The sequence below is a fragment of the uncultured Pseudoteredinibacter sp. genome, assembly GCF_947502065.1.
GTDB lineage: Bacteria > Pseudomonadota > Gammaproteobacteria > Pseudomonadales > Cellvibrionaceae > Pseudoteredinibacter.
In genome coordinates this window covers 1-19651 of the sequence record NZ_CANMYE010000015.1, presented here as the reverse complement: position 1 = coordinate 19651, position 19651 = coordinate 1, and the positions used below count along the sequence as shown (strand labels likewise).

Annotated in this window: 20 protein-coding genes and 1 tRNA gene; 20 read left to right on the top strand and 1 reads right to left on the bottom strand. The window is 47.4% G+C overall.

Annotated features, from left to right (window positions below; genetic code table 11):
• Window positions 1-38: 38 nt before the first annotated feature.
• The 3 genes from speB (at window position 39) to Q1A41_RS19565 (ending at window position 2316) form a co-directional block, all read left to right on the top strand.
• The gene (speB, locus tag Q1A41_RS19575) at window positions 39-1001 is read left to right on the top strand and encodes an agmatinase (RefSeq protein ID WP_299982654.1); all 963 of its coding nucleotides are present in this window, start codon (window positions 39-41) and stop codon (window positions 999-1001) included.
• 111 nt (window positions 1002-1112) lie between these two features.
• Entirely contained in the window at window positions 1113-1622 is a 510-nt protein-coding gene (locus Q1A41_RS19570) for a shikimate kinase (RefSeq protein ID WP_299982651.1), read from the top strand.
• 82 nt (window positions 1623-1704) lie between these two features.
• Entirely contained in the window at window positions 1705-2316 is a 612-nt protein-coding gene (locus Q1A41_RS19565) for a DUF2799 domain-containing protein (RefSeq protein ID WP_299982648.1), read from the top strand.
• Between the two features lie 110 nt (window positions 2317-2426).
• Here the strand turns inward: Q1A41_RS19565 and Q1A41_RS19560 are convergent, their stop codons facing one another.
• Window positions 2427-2807 (bottom strand): HU family DNA-binding protein, encoded by a 381-nt coding sequence (locus tag Q1A41_RS19560; protein ID WP_299776326.1) that lies wholly within the window; start codon window positions 2805-2807, stop codon window positions 2427-2429.
• Window positions 2808-3309: 502 nt separating this feature from the next.
• On the opposite strand from Q1A41_RS19560, the gene Q1A41_RS19555 reads away from it, so the two are divergent.
• The 17 genes from Q1A41_RS19555 (at window position 3310) to Q1A41_RS19475 (ending at window position 19650) form a co-directional block, all read left to right on the top strand.
• Window positions 3310-3543 (top strand): zinc ribbon domain-containing protein, encoded by a 234-nt coding sequence (locus Q1A41_RS19555; RefSeq protein ID WP_299982645.1) that lies wholly within the window; start codon window positions 3310-3312, stop codon window positions 3541-3543.
• A gap of 68 nt (window positions 3544-3611) precedes the next feature.
• The gene (aspS, locus tag Q1A41_RS19550) at window positions 3612-5390 is read left to right on the top strand and encodes an aspartate--tRNA ligase (RefSeq protein ID WP_299982642.1); all 1779 of its coding nucleotides are present in this window, start codon (window positions 3612-3614) and stop codon (window positions 5388-5390) included.
• A gap of 466 nt (window positions 5391-5856) precedes the next feature.
• A complete protein-coding gene (locus tag Q1A41_RS19545) occupies window positions 5857-9126 on the top strand; it encodes a sensor histidine kinase (protein WP_299982640.1) in 3270 nt (1089 codons plus the stop codon).
• Between the two features lie 109 nt (window positions 9127-9235).
• Window positions 9236-9766 carry a crossover junction endodeoxyribonuclease RuvC gene (gene ruvC / locus Q1A41_RS19540; RefSeq protein WP_299982637.1) on the top strand — a complete coding sequence of 177 codons (531 nt, stop codon included), beginning with the start codon at window positions 9236-9238 and terminating at the stop codon, window positions 9764-9766.
• 68 nt (window positions 9767-9834) lie between these two features.
• A complete protein-coding gene (gene ruvA, locus Q1A41_RS19535; RefSeq protein WP_299982635.1) occupies window positions 9835-10467 on the top strand; it encodes a Holliday junction branch migration protein RuvA in 633 nt (210 codons plus the stop codon).
• 27 nt (window positions 10468-10494) lie between these two features.
• The gene (gene ruvB / locus Q1A41_RS19530; protein WP_299982632.1) at window positions 10495-11523 is read left to right on the top strand and encodes a Holliday junction branch migration DNA helicase RuvB; all 1029 of its coding nucleotides are present in this window, start codon (window positions 10495-10497) and stop codon (window positions 11521-11523) included.
• Window positions 11524-11671: 148 nt separating this feature from the next.
• Window positions 11672-12094, top strand: coding sequence for a tol-pal system-associated acyl-CoA thioesterase (ybgC, locus tag Q1A41_RS19525; RefSeq protein ID WP_299982629.1), 423 nt, complete (start codon window positions 11672-11674; stop codon window positions 12092-12094).
• 120 nt (window positions 12095-12214) lie between these two features.
• Window positions 12215-12904, top strand: a complete 690-nt coding sequence (gene tolQ / locus Q1A41_RS19520) for a protein TolQ (RefSeq protein ID WP_299982626.1) — start codon at window positions 12215-12217, stop codon at window positions 12902-12904.
• An 8-nt stretch (window positions 12905-12912) separates the two neighbouring features.
• Complete coding sequence (gene tolR / locus Q1A41_RS19515) at window positions 12913-13353, top strand: protein TolR (protein WP_299982623.1); 441 nt, start codon at window positions 12913-12915, stop codon at window positions 13351-13353.
• Window positions 13343-14176 carry a cell envelope integrity protein TolA gene (gene tolA / locus Q1A41_RS19510; RefSeq protein WP_299982620.1) on the top strand — a complete coding sequence of 278 codons (834 nt, stop codon included), beginning with the start codon at window positions 13343-13345 and terminating at the stop codon, window positions 14174-14176. Before tolR ends, tolA begins: the two co-directional genes overlap by 11 nt.
• Complete coding sequence (gene tolB, locus Q1A41_RS19505) at window positions 14176-15492, top strand: Tol-Pal system beta propeller repeat protein TolB (protein WP_299982617.1); 1317 nt, start codon at window positions 14176-14178, stop codon at window positions 15490-15492. The genes tolA and tolB overlap by 1 nt, the downstream gene beginning before the upstream one ends.
• Window positions 15493-15770: 278 nt before the next feature.
• A complete protein-coding gene (locus tag Q1A41_RS19500) occupies window positions 15771-16286 on the top strand; it encodes an OmpA family protein (RefSeq protein WP_299982614.1) in 516 nt (171 codons plus the stop codon).
• A 9-nt stretch (window positions 16287-16295) separates the two neighbouring features.
• On the top strand, window positions 16296-17075 hold the full coding sequence (locus Q1A41_RS19495) for a YbgF trimerization domain-containing protein (RefSeq protein ID WP_299982611.1): 780 nt from the start codon (window positions 16296-16298) through the stop codon (window positions 17073-17075).
• A 112-nt stretch (window positions 17076-17187) separates the two neighbouring features.
• Window positions 17188-17838, top strand: coding sequence for a 7-carboxy-7-deazaguanine synthase QueE (gene queE / locus Q1A41_RS19490; RefSeq protein WP_299982608.1), 651 nt, complete (start codon window positions 17188-17190; stop codon window positions 17836-17838).
• 104 nt (window positions 17839-17942) lie between these two features.
• On the top strand, window positions 17943-18761 hold the full coding sequence (locus tag Q1A41_RS19485; protein ID WP_299982605.1) for a transporter substrate-binding domain-containing protein: 819 nt from the start codon (window positions 17943-17945) through the stop codon (window positions 18759-18761).
• Window positions 18762-18789: 28 nt separating this feature from the next.
• Window positions 18790-19470 carry a 7-cyano-7-deazaguanine synthase QueC gene (gene queC / locus Q1A41_RS19480; protein ID WP_299982602.1) on the top strand — a complete coding sequence of 227 codons (681 nt, stop codon included), beginning with the start codon at window positions 18790-18792 and terminating at the stop codon, window positions 19468-19470.
• 104 nt (window positions 19471-19574) lie between these two features.
• Window positions 19575-19650 (top strand) — tRNA-Lys (locus Q1A41_RS19475).
• Window position 19651 lies beyond the last annotated feature (1 nt).

Here is a 19651-nt window from a genome sequence, read left to right as displayed (position 1 = left end):
GAGCAAAACAAGAATGGCTTTAACTGAAAAGGTGATTTATGACGGATAAGGTTTTATACGAGCCACTAGGTGGTAACGATATGCCCCGCTTTGGGGGCCCAGCGACGTTTATGCGCTTGCCCGCCGTGGATTTGGACGAGCATCTGGATGTGGCTTTCCTGGGGGTGCCGTTTGATATCGGCACCTCCAATCGCCCGGGGGCTCGCTTGGGGCCGCGTGAGATTCGCGATGAATCGCGTATGCTGCGCCCATTTAATGTATCTACAGGTGCGGCGCCCTTCGATAGCCTTACCATTGCCGATAGCGGTGATGTGCCCATTAACACCTTTAATTTGCAAAAGAGCATCGCCATTATCGAAGAGTTTTACGATGAGGTGATGGCTAAAAATATTATGCCGCTTACCATGGGGGGCGATCACACTATCGCTTTGCCTATTTTACGAGCTCTGAAAAAAAAGCATGGCCCTGTTGGTTTGGTTCATGTTGATGCCCATGCCGATATTAATGACCATATGTTTGGTGAGAAAATCGCCCACGGCACACCTTTTAGGCGAGCTATGGAGGAAGGGCTGCTAGACGGCGAGCGAGTGGTTCAGATCGGTTTGCGTGGAACTGGCTATTCACCTGATGAGTATCAATGGTCGCGTGATCAAGGTTTCCGTGTGGTTCAGGCTGAAGAATGTTGGCACAAAAGCCTTGAACCATTGATGGCTGAGGTACGCGAGCAGTTGGGTGATGGTCCGGTTTATATCAGTTTTGATATTGATGGTTTGGATCCGGCCTATGCGCCGGGTACGGGTACAGCGGAGGTGGGCGGGCTTACGGTTCATCAGGGCTTGGAAATTGTACGTGGTTGCAAAGGTTTAAATGTTGTCGGTGGTGATTTGGTAGAAGTTTCGCCGCCTTACGACACGACTCATAACACCTCTGTAGTCGCTGCCAATTTATTGTACGAAATGCTCTGTGTTTTGCCGGGTGTTAATTACCATGAATATAGCTAGCTATTGCTTAGAATTGATAGCTGCCTAAGAGTTAGCTCTTAGGCGACATGCTCTGGCATAATTGCTTCTTACCTTGTTTTATTTGGGTCAGAAAGTCACAAAGAGGTCATTATGCTGGACGGTAAGAGTGTTATTTTAATTGGTATGCCAGGTGCTGGTAAAAGCACCATTGGTGTGATGTTGGCTAAAGAGCTGGCCAAAGATTTTATCGATACCGATATTCTTATTCAGTCTCGCGAAAATGCCACTCTACAGGAGATTATGAATGAGGGGGGCTACCTCCATCTTCGTGATATCGAATCCGATGTCATTCAACATGCCCACTACCATAACCATGTGATTGCTACCGGCGGAAGTGCAGTTTATTGCGAAGCCGCAATGAAACACTTGGCAACCTTGGGGCCTATTGTCTATTTAGAGGCAAGCCTAATCGAGTTGCGCAGGCGTATCCATAACTATGAGAGTCGCGGTATAGCCCGTCGAGAAGACCAGAGCTTTGAGGATGTCTTTGCCGAACGTACCGAGTTATACCGCCGTTATGCAGATATTACTATTGATGGTGATGGCAGTAGCAAGGGAGCTGTGCTAAAAACTACCGTAGAAAAGTTATTGGCGCTGTAAGTATTTAAGCGCGCTAAGTTAAATAGCTTCGTCTAATCATTTCAAAAACAAGCGAATCAATCGAATAATAAGGAATTCTCAGATGGCGCGATTTTTGTTGATCTGCAGTGTATTGGTATTGGCGTCCTGCTCAGGTCTATCCCAAGAAGAATGTATGAATGCGGATTGGGAGGCCATTGGATTTGAAGATGGGGTGATTGGTAAAGGCCTAGAGAAAGTGGGCGACTATCGAGAAGATTGCGCCAAACATGCGATCAAGGTGGACCTAGAGCGTTATAAATACGGTCGAAACATCGGTTTGAAAGATTTTTGCCAGCCTGCCTCAGCATTCCAGGCGGGCAGAAGAGGTTATATCTATAAAGGGGTTTGTCCTGCTGATTTAGAGCCGGCTTTTGTAGGCCCTTATGAAGAAGGCCGTATCGTGTTTCGGGCTGAGCAGCGATTTAATCGTGCTGAATCCGAGCTCAACAGTGCGGAAAATAGTATTGATCGTATTGAGCGAGATATTCGCAGTCGCGAGCAAGAGCTGTTGGATGACAAGACAGCTGCAGATAGACGTCGCCAGTTATATAACCAAATCGAAGATTTAAAGCGCGACTTGTACCGAGAAAAGGATCGAATTCGTGATTTGCACGAAGAGGTGTATCAGGCTCGCCGTGAGTTTGAAGATGCTCAAGCGCAATATGGTCGATAGCGTTGGTCTGAGAGCTGGCTGAGCTAGAATTACGCAGCACAACTAATTGCGAAGACACAAAAAACCGGCCTAGGCCGGTTTTTTTGTTCTAGCTAATTAAAGCAAATGGCTTATTCGGCCATCTCTTTTAGCTTCTTCAGTGGGCGAACTTTCACCTGGATTGAAGCTGGCTTAGCTTTAAACATGGTTTCTTCACCAGTGAATGGGTTGATACCCTTGCGAGCTTTCTTGGCTGGCTTTTTCACAGTGGTGATTTTCATCAGGCCTGGTAGAACGAATTCACCGCAGGCGCGCTTTTTGATGTGACCTTCGATTACTGCTGACAGCTCTTCCAGTACAGCGGATACCTGTTTTTTGCTCAGTTCAGTATTTTCGGCGATTTGAGTAAGGATTTGAGTCTTGTTGTAGCGTTCCTTCACCGCTTTAATTTTACGCTCTGGCGCAGCAGCTTTTTTAGCTGGGGCCTTCTTAGCAGGTTTGCGAGCAGCCATAATCCGTTCCTTTATAATATTTGGGTATCTTATTTATCATTTAGGCTTTGTTGGATTCTAAGCAGGTCTTAGAGAGTCAAAAAAGCCTATATATACAGTCTTTAATGCACCGCCTAAGCGGTTGAGCCTATATATATAGTATTCAAACGGCCCTAGCAACCATAAATGTGCTTAAAACCGCATTTATTTGATATTAAGCGGTATCTGCATCCGCTCATGCCCGCTAGTCTTAACCTAGGGTGAATAATTGGCCAGCGAGATCCAAAACTCCATCGTTGCGCAAGCCGCCCAAAAAGCCATCGCTGAATTGGCTTTTAAGGGCAAATCAGCCCATTTGGGTGTTTGTCAGCGCGTTATGCTGGGGTATAATTGCCGGCTTTTTGAGCGGGGCCAGCTAAACAGAGCCTGGCCATTTGTCTGTGCCGGAACAAGGCCCAGCAAAAAGCATCAGCAAGTCGTTATTGTTAGAGGAAATTGGCCGCTTGGCCGATGAAAGAGATTTATGCCGATTTATGAGTATCAGTGCCAGGAATGTGGGCACCAAATGGAGGCTCTGCAAAAGCTCAGCGATGAGCCCTTAAAAGACTGTCCAGCCTGTCAGCAGCCGCAGTTGCAAAAGCAAATATCTGCAGCTGGCTTTCGCCTAAAAGGCAGCGGCTGGTACGAGACTGACTTTAAATCCGGCAAAAAGAAGAACCTAGCTGGCGACAGTGCCCAAGCATCTGGTTCTGATTAAAGGCTGCAAAGCCGAGACGTTTACAGCAATTTAACCTAGGCCAAAAGCCGAACTTACAGGAAAGCAACATGCGTTCTATTTACGGAGGCACTCTAAACGCCTCACACATTGATCAAGAAGTAACCTTGTGTGGCTGGGTCGACACCCGCCGTGATCATGGTGGCGTTATCTTTATCGATCTGCGTGATCGTGAGGGTATTGTACAGGTGGTATTTGACCCTGATGGTCAGGATGATTTCAGCCGTGCAGAGCGTGTGCGTAGTGAGTTTGTACTGCAGGTAAAAGGTAAGGTCCGTGCCCGTAGCCCAGAAACAGTAAACAGCAATATGGCGACCGGTGAGATTGAAGTCTACGGCACCGAGTTGGAAATTCTGAATGAATCTGCCCCAGTACCTTTCCAGATGGATGAGTACACCAATGTGGGTGAAGATGTTCGCTTGAAGTACCGCTACTTGGACTTGCGTCGCGATGAGATGCAAAACAATCTGCGTTTGCGCTCAAAGGTAACTACCGCCATCCGTAACTACCTTGATGATAATGGCTTTTTAGATATTGAGACGCCGATTCTAACTCGTGCAACACCAGAAGGTGCGCGTGATTACTTGGTGCCTTCACGTACCCACGACGGTAAATTCTTCGCATTGCCGCAATCACCACAGCTATTTAAGCAGCTGCTGATGGTTTCGGGTTTTGATCGCTACTATCAGATTGCCAAGTGCTTCCGTGATGAAGATTTGCGTGCCGATCGTCAGCCTGAATTTACTCAGATCGATTTGGAAACCTCTTTCATGAGCGAAGAGGAAATTATGTCGGTAACTGAAGGCATGATTCGTAAGCTGTTCCAAGATGTAAAAGGCGTTGATTTGGGTGAGTTCCCACGTATGCCATTTTCTGAAGCAATGGAAAAGTACGGCTCAGATAAGCCAGATTTACGTATTCCGCAGCAGCTTGTTGAAATCAAAGACCTACTTAAAGATATTGAGTTTAAGGTTTTTGCAGGCCCAGCCAATGATCCATCTTGCCGCGTAACGGCGCTAAAAGTGGATGGTGGTGCTCAGCTATCTCGTAAGCAAATTGATGACTACACCAAGTTCGTAGGCATCTACGGTGCCAAAGGTCTAGCTTGGATCAAAGTTAATGAGATCGAAAAAGGCATCGAAGGTCTGCAGTCGCCTATTATTAAGTTCTTGGGCGATGAAGTGACCATGAATGTCATGGAGCGAACCGGTGCGAAGAATGGCGATATCGTATTCTTCGGTGCTGATAAGGCGAAGGTTGTTAGTGAGGCTTTGGGCGCATTACGCTGCAAATTGGGTGAAGACTTAAATCTATACACCAGCGAGTGGGCCCCGCTTTGGGTTGTTGATTTCCCAATGTTTGAAGAAATTGAAGGCGGCTGGACAGCCTTGCACCACCCATTTACTGCGCCTTCATGCAGCCCTGAGGAGCTAAAAGCTAACCCAGGTGCAGCATTGTCACAAGCTTACGATATGGTACTAAACGGTACTGAGCTTGGCGGTGGTTCGGTTCGTATTCACCAGCAAGACATGCAGCAAACTGTTTTTGAAATCTTAGGTATCGAAAGCGAAGAGCAAGAAGAGAAGTTTGGTTTCTTGTTAGATGCATTGAAATACGGTGCGCCTCCGCACGGTGGTTTGGCCTTTGGTTTAGATCGCTTAATCATGTTGATGACAGGTTCTGCCTCTATCCGTGACGTGATTGCCTTCCCGAAAACCCAGACTGCTGCTTGTGTAATGACTGACGCTCCAGGTGCGGTTAACACGCTTCAGCTGAATGAGCTTAACATTAAGCTGAAGTTAAAAGAGAAGCCTGAAAGCGCAGAGTAAGACTCGGCGACTTCACAAAAGCCTCGTGTGTCTGCGCGGGGCTTTTTTTATGCCAGTTCCAATCAATTTTGAAATCGTCACCTAGTTTGAAAGCTATTTTCCGCTAAAAGATAGTTTAGAGAAAAACGTTTTTAAGTCCGAAAGCGCGAAGTTTGTGATGGGGCCTGCGATTAAAGTCTTACTAGCTATGGATAAATTTCAAAAGACGATGGCGCTTATCACAATGCTGGAAAGTCTCAATGACGTATGCAGTGCCAACCCAAATGCTGACTTTCAAAAGATTATTTTAGCACTTTGAAGTAATTACCCTTTGTTCTATCGAGGGATCGCGAGTAAACACAATGCTTTGCGTTCTTGCTGTTGCCTAATCACTAAATTCCCCCATTAAAAACGCTCGCTGCAAGCTAGCTTAGATTTAAATTCACCTATACTCAAAAATATCATGGGTTTCATATGGGTGAGTTGAATGAAGCTATTCCTGCTACGGCTTTTCTGTAGTTGGTTTTTGGTTGCTGAGATGAGCCGAGCTGGGGATATATTTGATTTAGGTGACAGGCATTTTCAGAGCGTGTCTCTTAATGGCGCGCGCTCCTCTGTTATTACTTCGATTGCCCAAGGTCCTGATGGTCTAATTTGGAAAGGCAGTCAATGGGGGTTGTTTTATTTCGACGGGTATAACTATCTTCGCCCAGAGGGCTATAAACAACGGTTCAAATCCTACAATCGCCAATATATAAAAAGAATCTGGTTTTCGAGGGCGGGCGATCTATTTGCCGGAACGGCAGCTGCAGGCCTTATCTATTGGGATGTTTCGAGCAATGAATGGCTTGCTTTCAATATCGAGGAGGCTTCATTGCCAAAAGCGTGCAGTGGGCGAATATCGGCTTTTGCTGATTCATCGGCCGGCGCTGTTTGGGTGGGTACAGATAGTGGTCTGTGCTTATTTGACCCAAGATCCAGAACTTTCAGCGCAGTAAAGCTTGCTTTGCTTCCTCAACGTTTTTTTAGGTCGCTCTGGCTAGAGGGCGATAGACTTTGGTTTGGCACTCAGAATGAGTTTGGGTTTATACCAGAAAAGGCGTTGATTGAGGCGCTTAAAAGTAACGCTGACTCTCCGGGTATAGAGCTACTGATTGATGATATTTCTGTTTCTTCAATCCGCTCTGATAGCGATGGTGTAATTTGGGTTAGCGGTGAAAACACAGCAGTCTATGGAGTGTACCCTGATGGCCAGGTAAAACCCCTCGCCGGTAGCTTGGCAACGGCTGAATTGGCAGTAACAGAAGATGAACTATGGTTGGCAAGTTATTCAAAGGGGTTGCAAGTATATGACAGGAGGACTGCTGAGTTTATTGAGAGTTTCCGTCACGATAGCAATGTTGCATCAACGTTAGATAATGATGAGCTCGAATCAATTCTTTATGATCAGTCGGGCATTTTGTGGGTTGGTACACGAGGGCATGGTTTCAATACTATTGTTCCCAGTCAAAAGTCCTTTCGCTTATTGTTTCCTTCTCCAGAGAAGGCTAACAGTTTAAGTGTTGCCAATATTCACATTGTAAAAGTTATGGCAGATGGGGAGGTATGGTTTGGCTCTACAAGTAATGGTGTCGACGTCTTTGATCAAAAAAAGGGATTAATCCGATCGTATCGGCACCAGGCTGGTGTGAAGGGTGCTTTGCAGGGGCCTCATATTTTATCCATAGATCAGGAGGCTGACGGTACCATTTGGTTAGCCAGTCAATCCAATGGTGTTTTTCGTTATCTAAAAGACAGTGATAGCTTTGAACATTACTTTGAACAAGATGGGGTATTAGGTGGTAGGCTGAGACATGTCTTTTTCCGTTCAAATGGCGATGTGCTAGTCGCTGGTGAGCGTGGCGTGGTGGTAAAGAAACAAGGGAGTGAAAGTTTTGCGCCTCTTATGATGGAAGAAGAAAACTCTCCCTTACAGTATTCAATTCTGAATATCTATGAGCGCCAAAATGGCGATGTTTGGTTAAACGGCATGGACCGCCAATACTTTCTTGCTGCAAACTCCTCAAAAGCTAAGCAACTTTCACTAAGCTTGCTCGATGACTCGCCCCTACCGCAAGGTTCAACGCTTGGTATTCGGGATTCAAAGAGTGGTCAGTTTTATATGTATAAAGGTGGCAAATTACTTCGCTTGGCCAGTGTTGTTGAGGCTGACAGGGCTATATTTGAATTGGTCCTGGATGAATCCTACGGAAAACTAGACCACTTTGAAGATGATCAGGGCGTTTGGTGGGCTTACGGGCAATGGGCAAATACAAATACTTGGGAGCAGGGGCGTTTTGGTGAGGCCGATGGCATGCCAATGACATCCGGCTGGATTTTTTCCTTAGATAAAACTGCAAAAGATACTTATCTTTATGGCTCGCCATATGGGGTGGTCATGCTCAAGGCGAGTCGCTATAAACACTGGGTCTATCAACCGCCGGTGAATATAAGTTCTTATACTATCGATGGTAAAAGAATTGATGGCAGTACAAAAAAATTTAGTTTTCCGGCGCATTCGAAATCACTGAGCTTTGAATTTAGTGCCTTAGATTATTCGTTTCCAAAATCCAACCGATATGCCTATCGGCTGCTGGGCTATGACGAAAATTGGACTGAAGTTGATTATAAAAACCGTCGGGCAACCTATACAAATTTAAGTCCGGGGGAATATCAATTTCAGGTGAGGGGAAGTAATCGCCATGGCTTGTGGAGTAACGAGCAGGCCGTAATTGCTTTTAAGGTGATGCCCAAATGGTATCAAACATGGTGGTTTGCACTTCTCGCGTTGATTTCAATTGTTTGCCTGTTGTTGCTTGTTTATCGTTGGCGGGTTAAACAGTTGCGACGTAAACAGCAAGAGTTAGAGGGTTTGGTGTCGTATCGAACCCAAGAGTTAGAGGCGTCCTTGAGCGAGCTGCAGTCGACACAGAAGAAGCTTCTGGTTAGCGAAAAGATGGCATCGCTTGGTCGTTTGGTGCGTGGTGTGGCTCACGAAATTAATACGCCGCTGGGAGTAATAAAAATGGCTGCTTCTAGCTTAAGAGAGCAAGCAGAAGTTTTACATTCTAATGCTAGCAACTCCATTCAACAGCAAACAGGCAAGCCCTTGGCCACCAGTTTTGAAATGATCGGGAAAAACATAGATCGCATTGGTGGCTTGGTGAGCACATTTAAAGAATTGGCTCCGGATGAAAATGTATCAGTGATTAAGAAGTTTGAGTTGGATGCTTTAATTGATAGCTCCTTGCGAAGCCTGGATGAGCGCCTACAAGGGGTGCATTGTCGTACTACGGGAGAGTCCGGGCTCAATATAGTCTCAAACTCCAATATCGTGCATCAGGTTTTGCAGGAGATCATCGAGAATGCCCTGTGTCATGCTTGGGCCAAAGATTGGGCGCATAGCAACCACTTTGAACAAGCGCAGTTGCATATCTCTTGGGGAGTGTCTGTCAGTGATGAGCATTCAGTCTTCATTTCCGTGGAAGATAATGGCAGGGGTATTTCTGAAGTCGATCGCGCCAAAATCTTTGATCCCTTTTACACGCTTCATGATTCGGCTGATACCTCAGGTTTGGGGCTTCATGTCGCCTATTTAAAGGTTAGCCAACAGCTCTTTGGTGAATTACGTTGTGAAAATGCGGCAAGTGGTGGTTGTTGCTTCACCATGATTCTTCCTATTGACCCAGAGGCCGCTATCGGGGAAACTACTGGATAAATTAACAGTGTGTTGCTGATATCTTGATAATTGTGTGCATAGATTAAAAGATGCATCGATATCAAGTTGTACAGATATAAGGCAAAGCACTTGGATAACTCTGGTAGATATGTCTCGAGCGTTGCGAGTGTTGGGTATAGACCCAGGTTCACTAAAAACTGGCTTTGGTGTCATTGATGTACATGGCAGCCGCAATGCCTATGTGTCTTCAGGCGTCATTCGGCTGCCTGCCGATCGCCCATTACCCGAGCGCTTAAAGATTATCTTTGACTCTATGTTGGAGGTGATTGATGAGTATCGCCCTGCCGAGATCGCGGTGGAGCAGGTATTTATGTCTAAAAGTGCCGGTTCTGCCTTGAAGCTAGGCCAGGCCAGAGGCGCGGCAATTGTGGCTGGCACCTTTCGAGATATTCCAATTGCCGAGTACGAAGCCAAGAAGGTGAAACAGTCGGTAGTGGGCAGTGGCGCTGCGGATAAGCAGCAGATGCAGCATATGACCAAAACTCTATTGAAGTTGTCTGATGTTCCCCAGGAGGATGCGGCTGACGCTTTGGCTGTTGCATTGTGTCATATCAATTCACGCCGGCACTTTTCTCAACTTGGTGATGCTCGCCAATACCGTCGTGGGCGTGTGGTTTAGTGGCTGTTTTGATGATTATTGAGATTCTCTGATAAGAAAATGTCGACGTTAACGAGTAAGGAAGATTTATGATTGGTCGTTTAAATGGGCGCATACTGGAAAAGCAGCTGCCGATAGTGCTGCTTGATGTGCAAGGTGTGGCCTATGAGGTGCAGGTGCCCATGACCAGTATCTATCGTTTGGGTGCTATCGGGGACGAAGCGATACTGCATACTCATCTATCTGTGAGTGAAACGGCCCAGCAGTTGTTCGGCTTTGCAGAAAAGAAAGATCGAGAGTTGTTTCGCATTCTTATCAAGATTAATGGTGTGGGTCCTAAAATGGCTTTGGCGATTTTGTCGGGCATGGAGGCCAGCGATCTCGTCAATTGTGTCATGAGCGATAATGTAAGCGCTTTGGTAAAAGTGCCCGGGGTGGGCAAAAAGACAGCCGAGCGCTTGATTATTGAGTTGCGTGACAAATTAAAGGATTGGGAGCTGCCAAGTATGCCGCTAGCTGAGCTAGAGGCTGCCAGCGCGGCAAAAGTCTCTAATGCAGCGCAAGAGGAGGCGGAGAGTGCCTTGGTCGCCTTGGGATACAAGCCTGCTGATGCGAGCAAAATGGTTATGGCGACCAGTAAACAATTTGCTGAAGAAATTAACGGTGCTGAAGATCTCATCCGTTTAGCATTGAAGCGTACTTTGAATTTACCGGCGGCTTAACGGTCGGCACTTAAGAACTGAATCACCATGATTGAAAAAGACGATCTGCAATCTGAGCGAATTATTTCCCCGCAAGCTCGCATGCAAGAAGAAGTGGTGGATAGGGCTGTGCGCCCCAAAACACTTGCTGATTATGTCGGCCAGCCAGTGGTGCGTGAGCAGATGGAGATCTTCATTGGGGCGGCCAAAAAGCGTGGCGAAGCTTTGGATCATACCTTGGTGTTTGGGCCCCCTGGCTTGGGTAAGACCACTCTTGCTAATATCATTGCCAATGAAATGGAAGTGGATCTTAAGACCACTTCTGGCCCAGTGTTGGAAAAAGCCGGTGATTTAGCCGCTCTGATGACCAATCTAGAGCCGGGTGATGTGCTGTTTATTGATGAAATACACCGCCTCAGCCCGATGGTAGAAGAGGTCTTGTATCCAGCAATGGAAGATTATCAGCTTGATATTATGATCGGAGAAGGCCCCGCCGCGCGTTCAATTAAATTGGATTTGCCACCTTTTACCTTGGTGGGGGCCACTACGCGAGCCGGTCTGCTCACCTCTCCGCTGCGTGATCGCTTTGGTATTGTGCAACGCCTTGAGTTTTATAGTGTCGCTGATTTAAGCAGCATTGTGGCTCGTTCGGCTCGCTTGATGGGCATCGATATGCAGGATGAAGGCGCCCATGAAGTGGCTCGTCGTAGCCGCGGTACCCCTCGTATTGCCAATCGCTTGTTGCGCCGAGTAAGAGATTTTGCGGAAGTGAAAGGCGATGGTCATGTCAGTAAAGAGGTTGCTGATCAAGCCTTGAATATGCTGAATGTGGACCATCATGGCTTTGATCATATGGATAGGCGTTTATTGCTGACCATGATTGAGAAGTTCAACGGTGGCCCGGTTGGGGTGGATAACCTTGCCGCTGCAATTAGTGAAGAGCGTGACACCATTGAAGATGTGCTAGAGCCTTACCTCATTCAGCAGGGCTATATGGTGCGTACCCCAAGAGGGCGAATGGTGACAGATCTCGCCTATAAGCACTTTTCTATGATTCCGCCTGAGCCTAAAAATTAACCCGTAGCTGTCGCAAAGTACGGCAGCTATAGCCTCCTCTTCTTTGTTGCCTTAACTTCCCCTACTAAGAGCTTCCACATTGGGCTAAACTTCGGCCTTTTGGTTCAAGTAATTTTGCTGGCTTTTCGTCGGCGAAGATGGAGAGATTTTGAAAGAAACTCAATCCGGGGAATTTTCCTTGCCAGTGCGCGTCTATATCGAAGATACAGATGCCGGTGGCATTGTTTATTACGTGAATTATCTGAAATTTATGGAGCGCGCGCGAACCGAGTTTATGCGCTCTAATGGTTTTGATAAGGCCGCCGTCGGTGGTGATGGGCAGCTTATGGTGGTGCACTCGGCCAATATTAATTATCGCAAGCCAGCGCGCTTAGATGATGAGCTCAAAATAACGGCAAAGGTCGTGCAGCTGCGCCGCAGCTATTTGGTATTTGCGCAGCAGGTATGGCGACAAAGCGACAATGAGCTACTTTGTGAGGGTGAAGTTAAGGTCGCCTGTGTTGATGCAGATACCATGAAGCCTAAAGCCATGCCTAGGGTAATTCAGGAAGCCCTGGGTAAATGTGAGTAGCTATCTAAGGCTTTGGCCGCTTGCCCGACTTATGTCTGCAACCTGCTTAAGCCACAATTAACGCCCAAAGCTTTGGGCGATCAATGAAATTTTAATACACAATAAGGAAACAGTAACAAGATGCACTCTGCCGAACCCTTATCTATATGGGGCTTAATTGCCAATGCCAGCTTGCTGGTTCAGCTTGTTATGGCGCTATTGTTCTTAGCCTCTGTTATCTCTTGGGCCATGATTGTGCAGCGCGGTTTATACCAGAGCAAAGCTAAGCGTGCGCTAGTTCAATTTGAGCGCGAATTTTGGTCGGGTGTCGATCTAAACCAGCTGTTTAGGCAGAGCAATAGCCGCTCTGCCAACGGCAAGGTTGATGGTGTGGAGAGCATTTTTCGTGCCGGCTTTAAAGAATTTACTCGCTTGCGTCAGCAAGTGAGTGCGGATCCAGATGCGGTTATGGAAGGTACTCAACGAGCTATGCGTGTTGCGCTTGCTCGTGAAGAGGAAAAGCTAGAGCAAAGCCTACCTTTTTTGGCCAGTGTTGCATCGGTAAGCCCCTATATCGGATTGTTTGGTACGGTTTGGGGAATTATGAATTCCTTCCGTGGCTTGGCAAATGTGCATCAGGCGACTTTGGCTACCGTAGCACCGGGTATTTCCGAGGCTTTAGTAGCAACGGCAATGGGCTTATTTGCAGCTATCCCTGCGGTATTGGCTTACAACCGATATTCGGCCAGAGCGGAGACTTTAAGCAATAGCTATGAAACCTTTGCTGAAGAGTTCTCATCAATTTTGCATCGCCAAGTGCACGCTAAGTAGGTGTTCCCATGAGTTGGAAGCGCAGGGTTAAAAAGAAACCCATGGCGGAAATCAATGTGGTGCCATATATCGATGTCATGTTGGTTCTGCTGGTCGTGTTTATGGTAACGGCGCCGATGCTTATGCAAGGTGTCAAAGTCGATTTGCCCCAAGCCCCTTCGGCCCCATTGGATGAAAAGCAGGATGAGCCTTTAATTGTTTCTGTTGATAAGGCTGGCCTCTATTATCTGAACCTGGGTAAAGACGACAAGGTTGCCAAGCCTATCGCACAAATTGCGGATACGGTTGCTAAGGTTTTGCGACAAAAACCCAATACCCCTGTGTTAGTCTGGGGTGATCATAATGTGGATTATGGTCTGGTTGTTGGCCTAATGACCCAGTTACAAGCGGCTGGTGCACCTTCGGTGGGATTAGTGACTGAAGCCCCAAGGGAGAGCAATGCGCGCTAATCAAAAAAGTTTGGAGCAGCGGCAAGGCGGCTTTGGCGGTATTGGAATTTTAATTAGTGTGCTTTTGCATGCTGTGTTGCTGCTGGTAATTCTGTGGGGCTGGGAAAGTAGTGAGGAGCCCCCAAAGCGCCGAGTGACTCCTAAGTATGTGCAGGCAAAGCTGGTAGAAATTAAGCCCAAAGCTACCCCAAAGGCGACGCCTAAGCCTAAGCAGAAGGTTATTGATTTAACTAAAAAGCGCCGTGATGCTGAGCGCCGTAAAAAACAAGAGCGTGATAAGGCTAAGCGCTTAGCGCGCGAAAAGGCGGAGCGAGAGCGTAAGGCTAAAGCGGCGAGAGATAAAGCGGCGAAAGAAAAGAAAGCGCGTGAAAAAGCTGCTCGCGAGAAAGCGGCAAAGGAAAAGGCGGCCAGAGAAAAAGCTGAGCAGGTCGCCCGTGAACAAGAGTTGCAGCGTCAAATTGATCAAGAGATGCAAGCCGAACGAGAGGCTATGCTTGCCGAGCAGCAAGCCGAGGAAGATCAGGTGGTGGCCCAAAGCTTTATAGGCCTTATTGCTCAGCGTGTCGAAAACAACTGGTCGCGCCCAGCATCCGCTCGCAAGGGCATGCAGTGTGAATTGCGTATCCAGCTGGTGCCTACCGGTCGCGTGATCAGTGTTACGGTGGTTAAATCCAGTGGCAATGCGGCTTTTGATCGCTCTGCTGAGCAGGCGGTAAAAAAAGCCGAGCAGTTCCCAGAGCTTAAGCAATTACCACCGGCGGTATTTGAAAGAAATTTTCGCCAATTACGATTGGTATTTAACCCTAAGGACTTGAGATTGTGATGACTATCCATCAACACATTAAATCATTGGCGCTAGTTTTTTTGTTGGCTATAAGTGCCTTTGCCAAAGCGGAATTGACCATCGAAATTACACAGGGCGTCGATAACCCAGCAAAAATTGCCATTGTGCCTTTTTCTTGGGCTGGCAGTGGCCCCTTACCGGAAAACGTCGCCAATATTGTATCGGCTGACTTGCTGCGCAGTGGCCAGTTTGATCCGATCCCTGAAGGGGATATGCTGTCCTTTCCGCAGGATGAGTCAGAGGTTCTATTTCGTGACTGGGCGCGTTTGGGGGCTGAGTTCTTATTGATTGGCTCTATTAAGCCAAGTTTGTCTGCAATGGGAACCAATGGTTATCGCTTAGATTTTCAGCTTTTGGATGTGTTGGGTCAGCGCCGTATGCTGAATAAGAATGTGACGGTTACCTCCAAAGGCCTGCGCGATATGGCGCATTTTGCCAGTGATGAGGTATATGAGGCGGTTACTGGGATTCGCGGCGCTTTTTCCACTAAGATGATTTATGTAGAGGCGCACCGTAATGGCCAAGGTAAGCTGATATATCGTTTGAATCGTGCCGATGTGGATGGCGCTCGTCCAAGCTTGTTATTGGAATCTGATGATCCATTGCTGTCACCCGCTTGGTCACCAGATGGGCAGCAGGTTGCCTATGTGTCTTTTGAAACAGGGCGCCCGGCGATTTTCCGTCAAGAACTGGCTACCTCGAAGCGTGAGCAGCTGACCAACTTTAAAGGTCTCAATGGTGCGCCAGCTTGGTCGCCAGATGGTAAGAAGCTGGCAATTACCTTATCTAAAGATGGTAATCCTGAGATTTACGTTCTTGAAATTGCCTCTCGTCGATTAACGCGAGTGACTAATCATTTTGCCATTGATACCGAAGCAAGTTGGACAGCGGATGGTAAGGGCATTATTTTCACCTCAAATCGAGGCGGTAAGCCCCAGATTTATCAGAAAACACTGGCTTCAGGTCGTGTTGAGCGCCTTACCTTTTTAGGTGATTACAATGCGCGTGCGCGACTATCACCTGATGGTAAAACCTTGGTGGTCGTGAATCGGCAAAATGGCATTTTCCACATTGCCGCACAAGATCTAGAAACAGGTGATCTACGTATTTTGACCGAAACACGTTTGGATGAGTCGCCAACGATTGCGCCAAATGGTGCTATGTTGATGTATGCCACTCGGCATAGAGGGAAGGGTATTTTGGCGGCGGTCTCTCTTGATGCCGGGGTGAAGTTTAGGCTGCCTTCTCAGCGTGGAGATGTTCGAGAACCGGCTTGGTCGCCATATTTTAATTAATAAGTGCAAGCTTTGTGGCCTAGGCCTTGACCTAAGCCGCTTTAGCCGGTATTCATAGGAAGATTTGAGAGCTATAATCGAATCGTAATAGTGACAGGGTTTAATATCCCATTGTCTGATATCTGACCAATAGATTGGCGGCTATCTAACAAGAAGAAGGTTCCTGTCATCAAATAGCGGCTTGGGCCCGATTGCACGACATTATTTGTATTTTTTTGCGGTACCTAAATTGACTGATTTTTGCGCAGCGAGCGTATAAAGATTATTGGGAGTTAACTATGACACTTAAAACAATTAAAAATAGCTTGGGCTTGGCCATTATTGTAGCTGCCATGGCTGGATGTAGCAGCACTGGTGATACTAAAGAAGGTGATGCTGGTAATGCATCTGCCAATGGCGCCGACTCTGGTGTAGCCACAGGTACTGCAGATAACAACGGTTTAAGCAGTGGCGACAACAGCGATCAATACGCTGAGCTAGACACTGTATTTTACTTCGATTTTGATCAGAGCTTATTGCGCCCTGAGTCTCGCACAGCCTTGACCGGCCACGCTGCCCGCTTGAAAGCGTCTGGCGACAATGTTCGTTTGGAAGGCCATGCTGATGATCGCGGTACTCGCGAGTACAACATGGCTCTAGGTGAGCGTCGTGCCAATGCGGTTCGTGACTTCTTGTTGCTACAAGGTGTTAGTTCTAGCCAGCTAGAGACCGTAAGCTACGGTGAAGAGCGTCCAGCACAAGATGGCACCAGCGATTATGCTCGTGGCCAAAACCGTCGCGTTGAACTTAAGTAAGTTATTTTGATGAAAGCTCCATATTTAACCGCTGCTCTTGCAGCGGTTTCTTTATCTGCCGCCCAACTATCCTTTGCCCAGGCTCAGGTAGTTGATACTCAGCCTATTGTTGATAACCGCAGCCCGGCTATTTCTCAGTCTGGCCCCGTTTCTAATTCCTCGGCAGACAGTCAAGCCCAGGTTTTTTATCAGCTGCAGCAGCTACAACAAGAGGTGTTGCAGCTTCGTGGCCTAGTGGAAGAACAAGCCTTTGAGCTCAAGCGCCTCAAGCAGCAGCGTATGGACGACTATCTGGATTTAGATCGCCGCCTTGCATCGCTAGCAAAGACAGCGCCGACTAGTACGCCCGGTTCGTTGGTGAGCGCTCCAGGTACTGTTGCCAATGTTGCTTCTGCAGCAACTCAGGCAGTATCGGCGGGTGATTTGCAAGATTATAGGGCGGCTATTGATTTGGTTTTGCACAAGCAAGATTATGATCAGGGTGAAAAGCTGCTTCTGCAACATATTAGCAACTATCCAAGCAGTAAGTTTTTGCCAAACTCACAATATTGGTTGGGGCAGATCTACTTAATCAAGCGCGATTATGAGCAGGCCAAGCAACGCTTTCTGATCGTTAAAGAGCAGTTCCCAGATCACGATAAGTACATTGATGCCGTGTTTAAGTTGGGCAAGGCATATCATTTGCTAGGTGATAATGCCAGTGCAATGCCACACTTGCAGCAGGCCGCAAAAGACAGTGGTTCTGTTGGCAAGCTAGCTAAGGCTTATCTAGCGAAGAATTTCCGCTAGTAGCACCGAAGCGATCGTCGCGCTGGCGATGGATTGAGCTGGTATAGGGGCGCAGATTTCTGTAGAATCTGCGCCCTTTGTTTGTCTGGCTAAAAATTGCACAGCGAGAAGTATGGATTCCAAGCAGTTAAGAATTACTGAGATTTTTCACTCTTTGCAAGGTGAGGCTTTGAGCGCGGGCCTGTGTACGGTATTCGTACGTTTGACCGGTTGCCCTTTGCGTTGTAATTACTGTGATTCCGAGTACGCCTTTTTCGGTGGCGAAAAAATGTCTCTGGCCGAGATTGTGAAAAAGGTTGAATCCTATGGTGCTCAGCACGTCTGCGTGACCGGTGGCGAGCCTTTATCGCAGCCCAATTGCCTGCCACTGCTGAGCGCTTTATGTGACGCTGGCTTTGAAGTCTCTTTAGAGACAAGTGGCGCCATGCCAGTAGACAGCGTGGACCCGAGGGTTATCAAGGTTATGGACCTTAAGACCCCAGCTTCTGGCGAGTCCCATCGGAATCGCTATGAAAATATTGAGCATCTTACGAATAATGATCAGCTCAAGTTTGTGATTTGCAGTCGGGAAGACTATGAGTGGGCCCGCTTTAAATTAGCAGAATATAATTTACCAGAAAGAGTTGCTGAGGTATTGTTCTCTGCGAGTCATGAGGAGCTGCCTCATCGAGACTTGGCAGATTGGATCGTAGCTGATCGTTTGCCAGTGAGATTCCAAATGCAGTTGCATAAGCTTTTGTGGGGAGATCAGCCAGGGTTTTAGCCACTAAGCAACGTACCAGATGGATCTAGTACCAGTTAAAGCGCGTCCCCGCTAATGATGCTGTCGCTTATAAGCTATCAGCCCTGAAGTAGGTTATTGCTAGTATGAAGATCAGTCCATATTTATTCACTGCTGTCATCTGTTTATCTTTAATGGGCTCCTTGTCGAGTGCTCAGGGGGTATCAGAGTCTATGCCAGTAGACGATAACCGTTCATTGCATATGGTCGTTACCAATATTGCCCCATGGGGCTACCTGCAAGATGGTAAGGCCCAGGGCTTGCACGTTGAGCTATTACGCGATATTGGTCGTGAGTGGAACAAAGCGTACCAACTAAAGGTGATGCCTTACGCCAGGGTCGCAAGAGATATTGAAAGGGGTAAAGCTGACCTTAGTGTGCTGTTTGATTCTCCTAGTTCTGAAGAAGCCGCGCATCGTATTTTGTCATTGCCGAAGGTCGATGTAATTATGGTGATGCGCGAAGATTTAACGCTTGAAGATCTGCAGCACAAGCAAGATCTTAAGGTAGGGAGGTTGCGTTTGGGCTTTTACGGGGCGGATTCCCTGCCGGTAAAAGATCAACAGTGGGTAACGGTTAATTCGGTAGCTCAAGGTGTTGGTATGCTAGGGCGTGAGCGCCTGCATATGCTGGTAACAACCGCTCCCGCTTATAAATACGCATTGCAACAGCTCGGTATTGAACAGGTGCCGGGTGTGCGCGCTGAATATTTAAATAGCGTGCAGGGCTCGGTTTTTCTATCTCGCTTGAGCTCAGTCAATAAGGCCGAAATTGAAGCGGCCACTAAGCGAGCCATGCTGAAGCATTGGGACAAATTAAAAGAAATTAGTCAGCTTCATAATGCGGCTAATGTGTTGCAGGAGTCCTCCTTGGAGGTTGCTGTACCAATTGTGGCCGCTAGATAGCTGTGAAAGGGTTTTATCAGAGTTTTATATGACTGCAAAAAAAGCTGTAATTTTGGTGTCAGGTGGCTTGGATTCCACCACAGTATTGGCTATCGCTCAGAATCAGGGTCATGAGTGCTATACCTTAAGTTTTGACTATGGTCAGCGCCATAGGGCTGAGTTGCAGGCCGCTGAGAAAACGTCAAAACTTATGGGTGCTCAAGAGCATAAGGTGGTTCGCCTAGACCTTGGCACTATCGGCGGCTCAGCTCTAACTGATACATCTATCGATGTGCCTGAAGAAGAAGGCGAGGGCATTCCAGTAACTTATGTACCCGCTAGAAATACAGTGTTTCTTTCAATAGCCTTGGGCTGGGCAGAGGTTTTGGGAGCTCAGGATATCTTTATTGGGGTCAACGCTGTGGACTACTCTGGCTACCCTGACTGTCGTGGTGAGTATATTAACGCCTTCGAGCAGATGGCGAACCTGGCAACCAAGGCGGCTGTCGAAGGGCAGAGGGTGACCATTCAAACGCCACTCCTGGAGTTGACCAAGGCCGAGATTATTCAGCAAGGAAGTGCTTTGGGAGTTGATTACCGCAGTACAGTGTCTTGCTATCAAGCTGACGAACAGGGCAGGGCTTGCGCTGTATGTGACAGTTGCCGTTTGCGTAGACAAGGTTTTATCGATGCCAGTGTCGAAGATGCGACCTTATATCGGGGCTCGTGAACAGCTTTTGCATAAGCGATTGTTTTGCAGCGAAAAAAATCTTACAAATCTCAAAAAAAGGCCTTGTCTTTTGCCGTTAAATCATTAAGATATGCGCCTCTTTTGGGTCGTTAGCTCAGTTGGTAGAGCAGTTGGCTTTTAACCAATTGGTCACTGGTTCGAATCCAGTACGACCCACCAT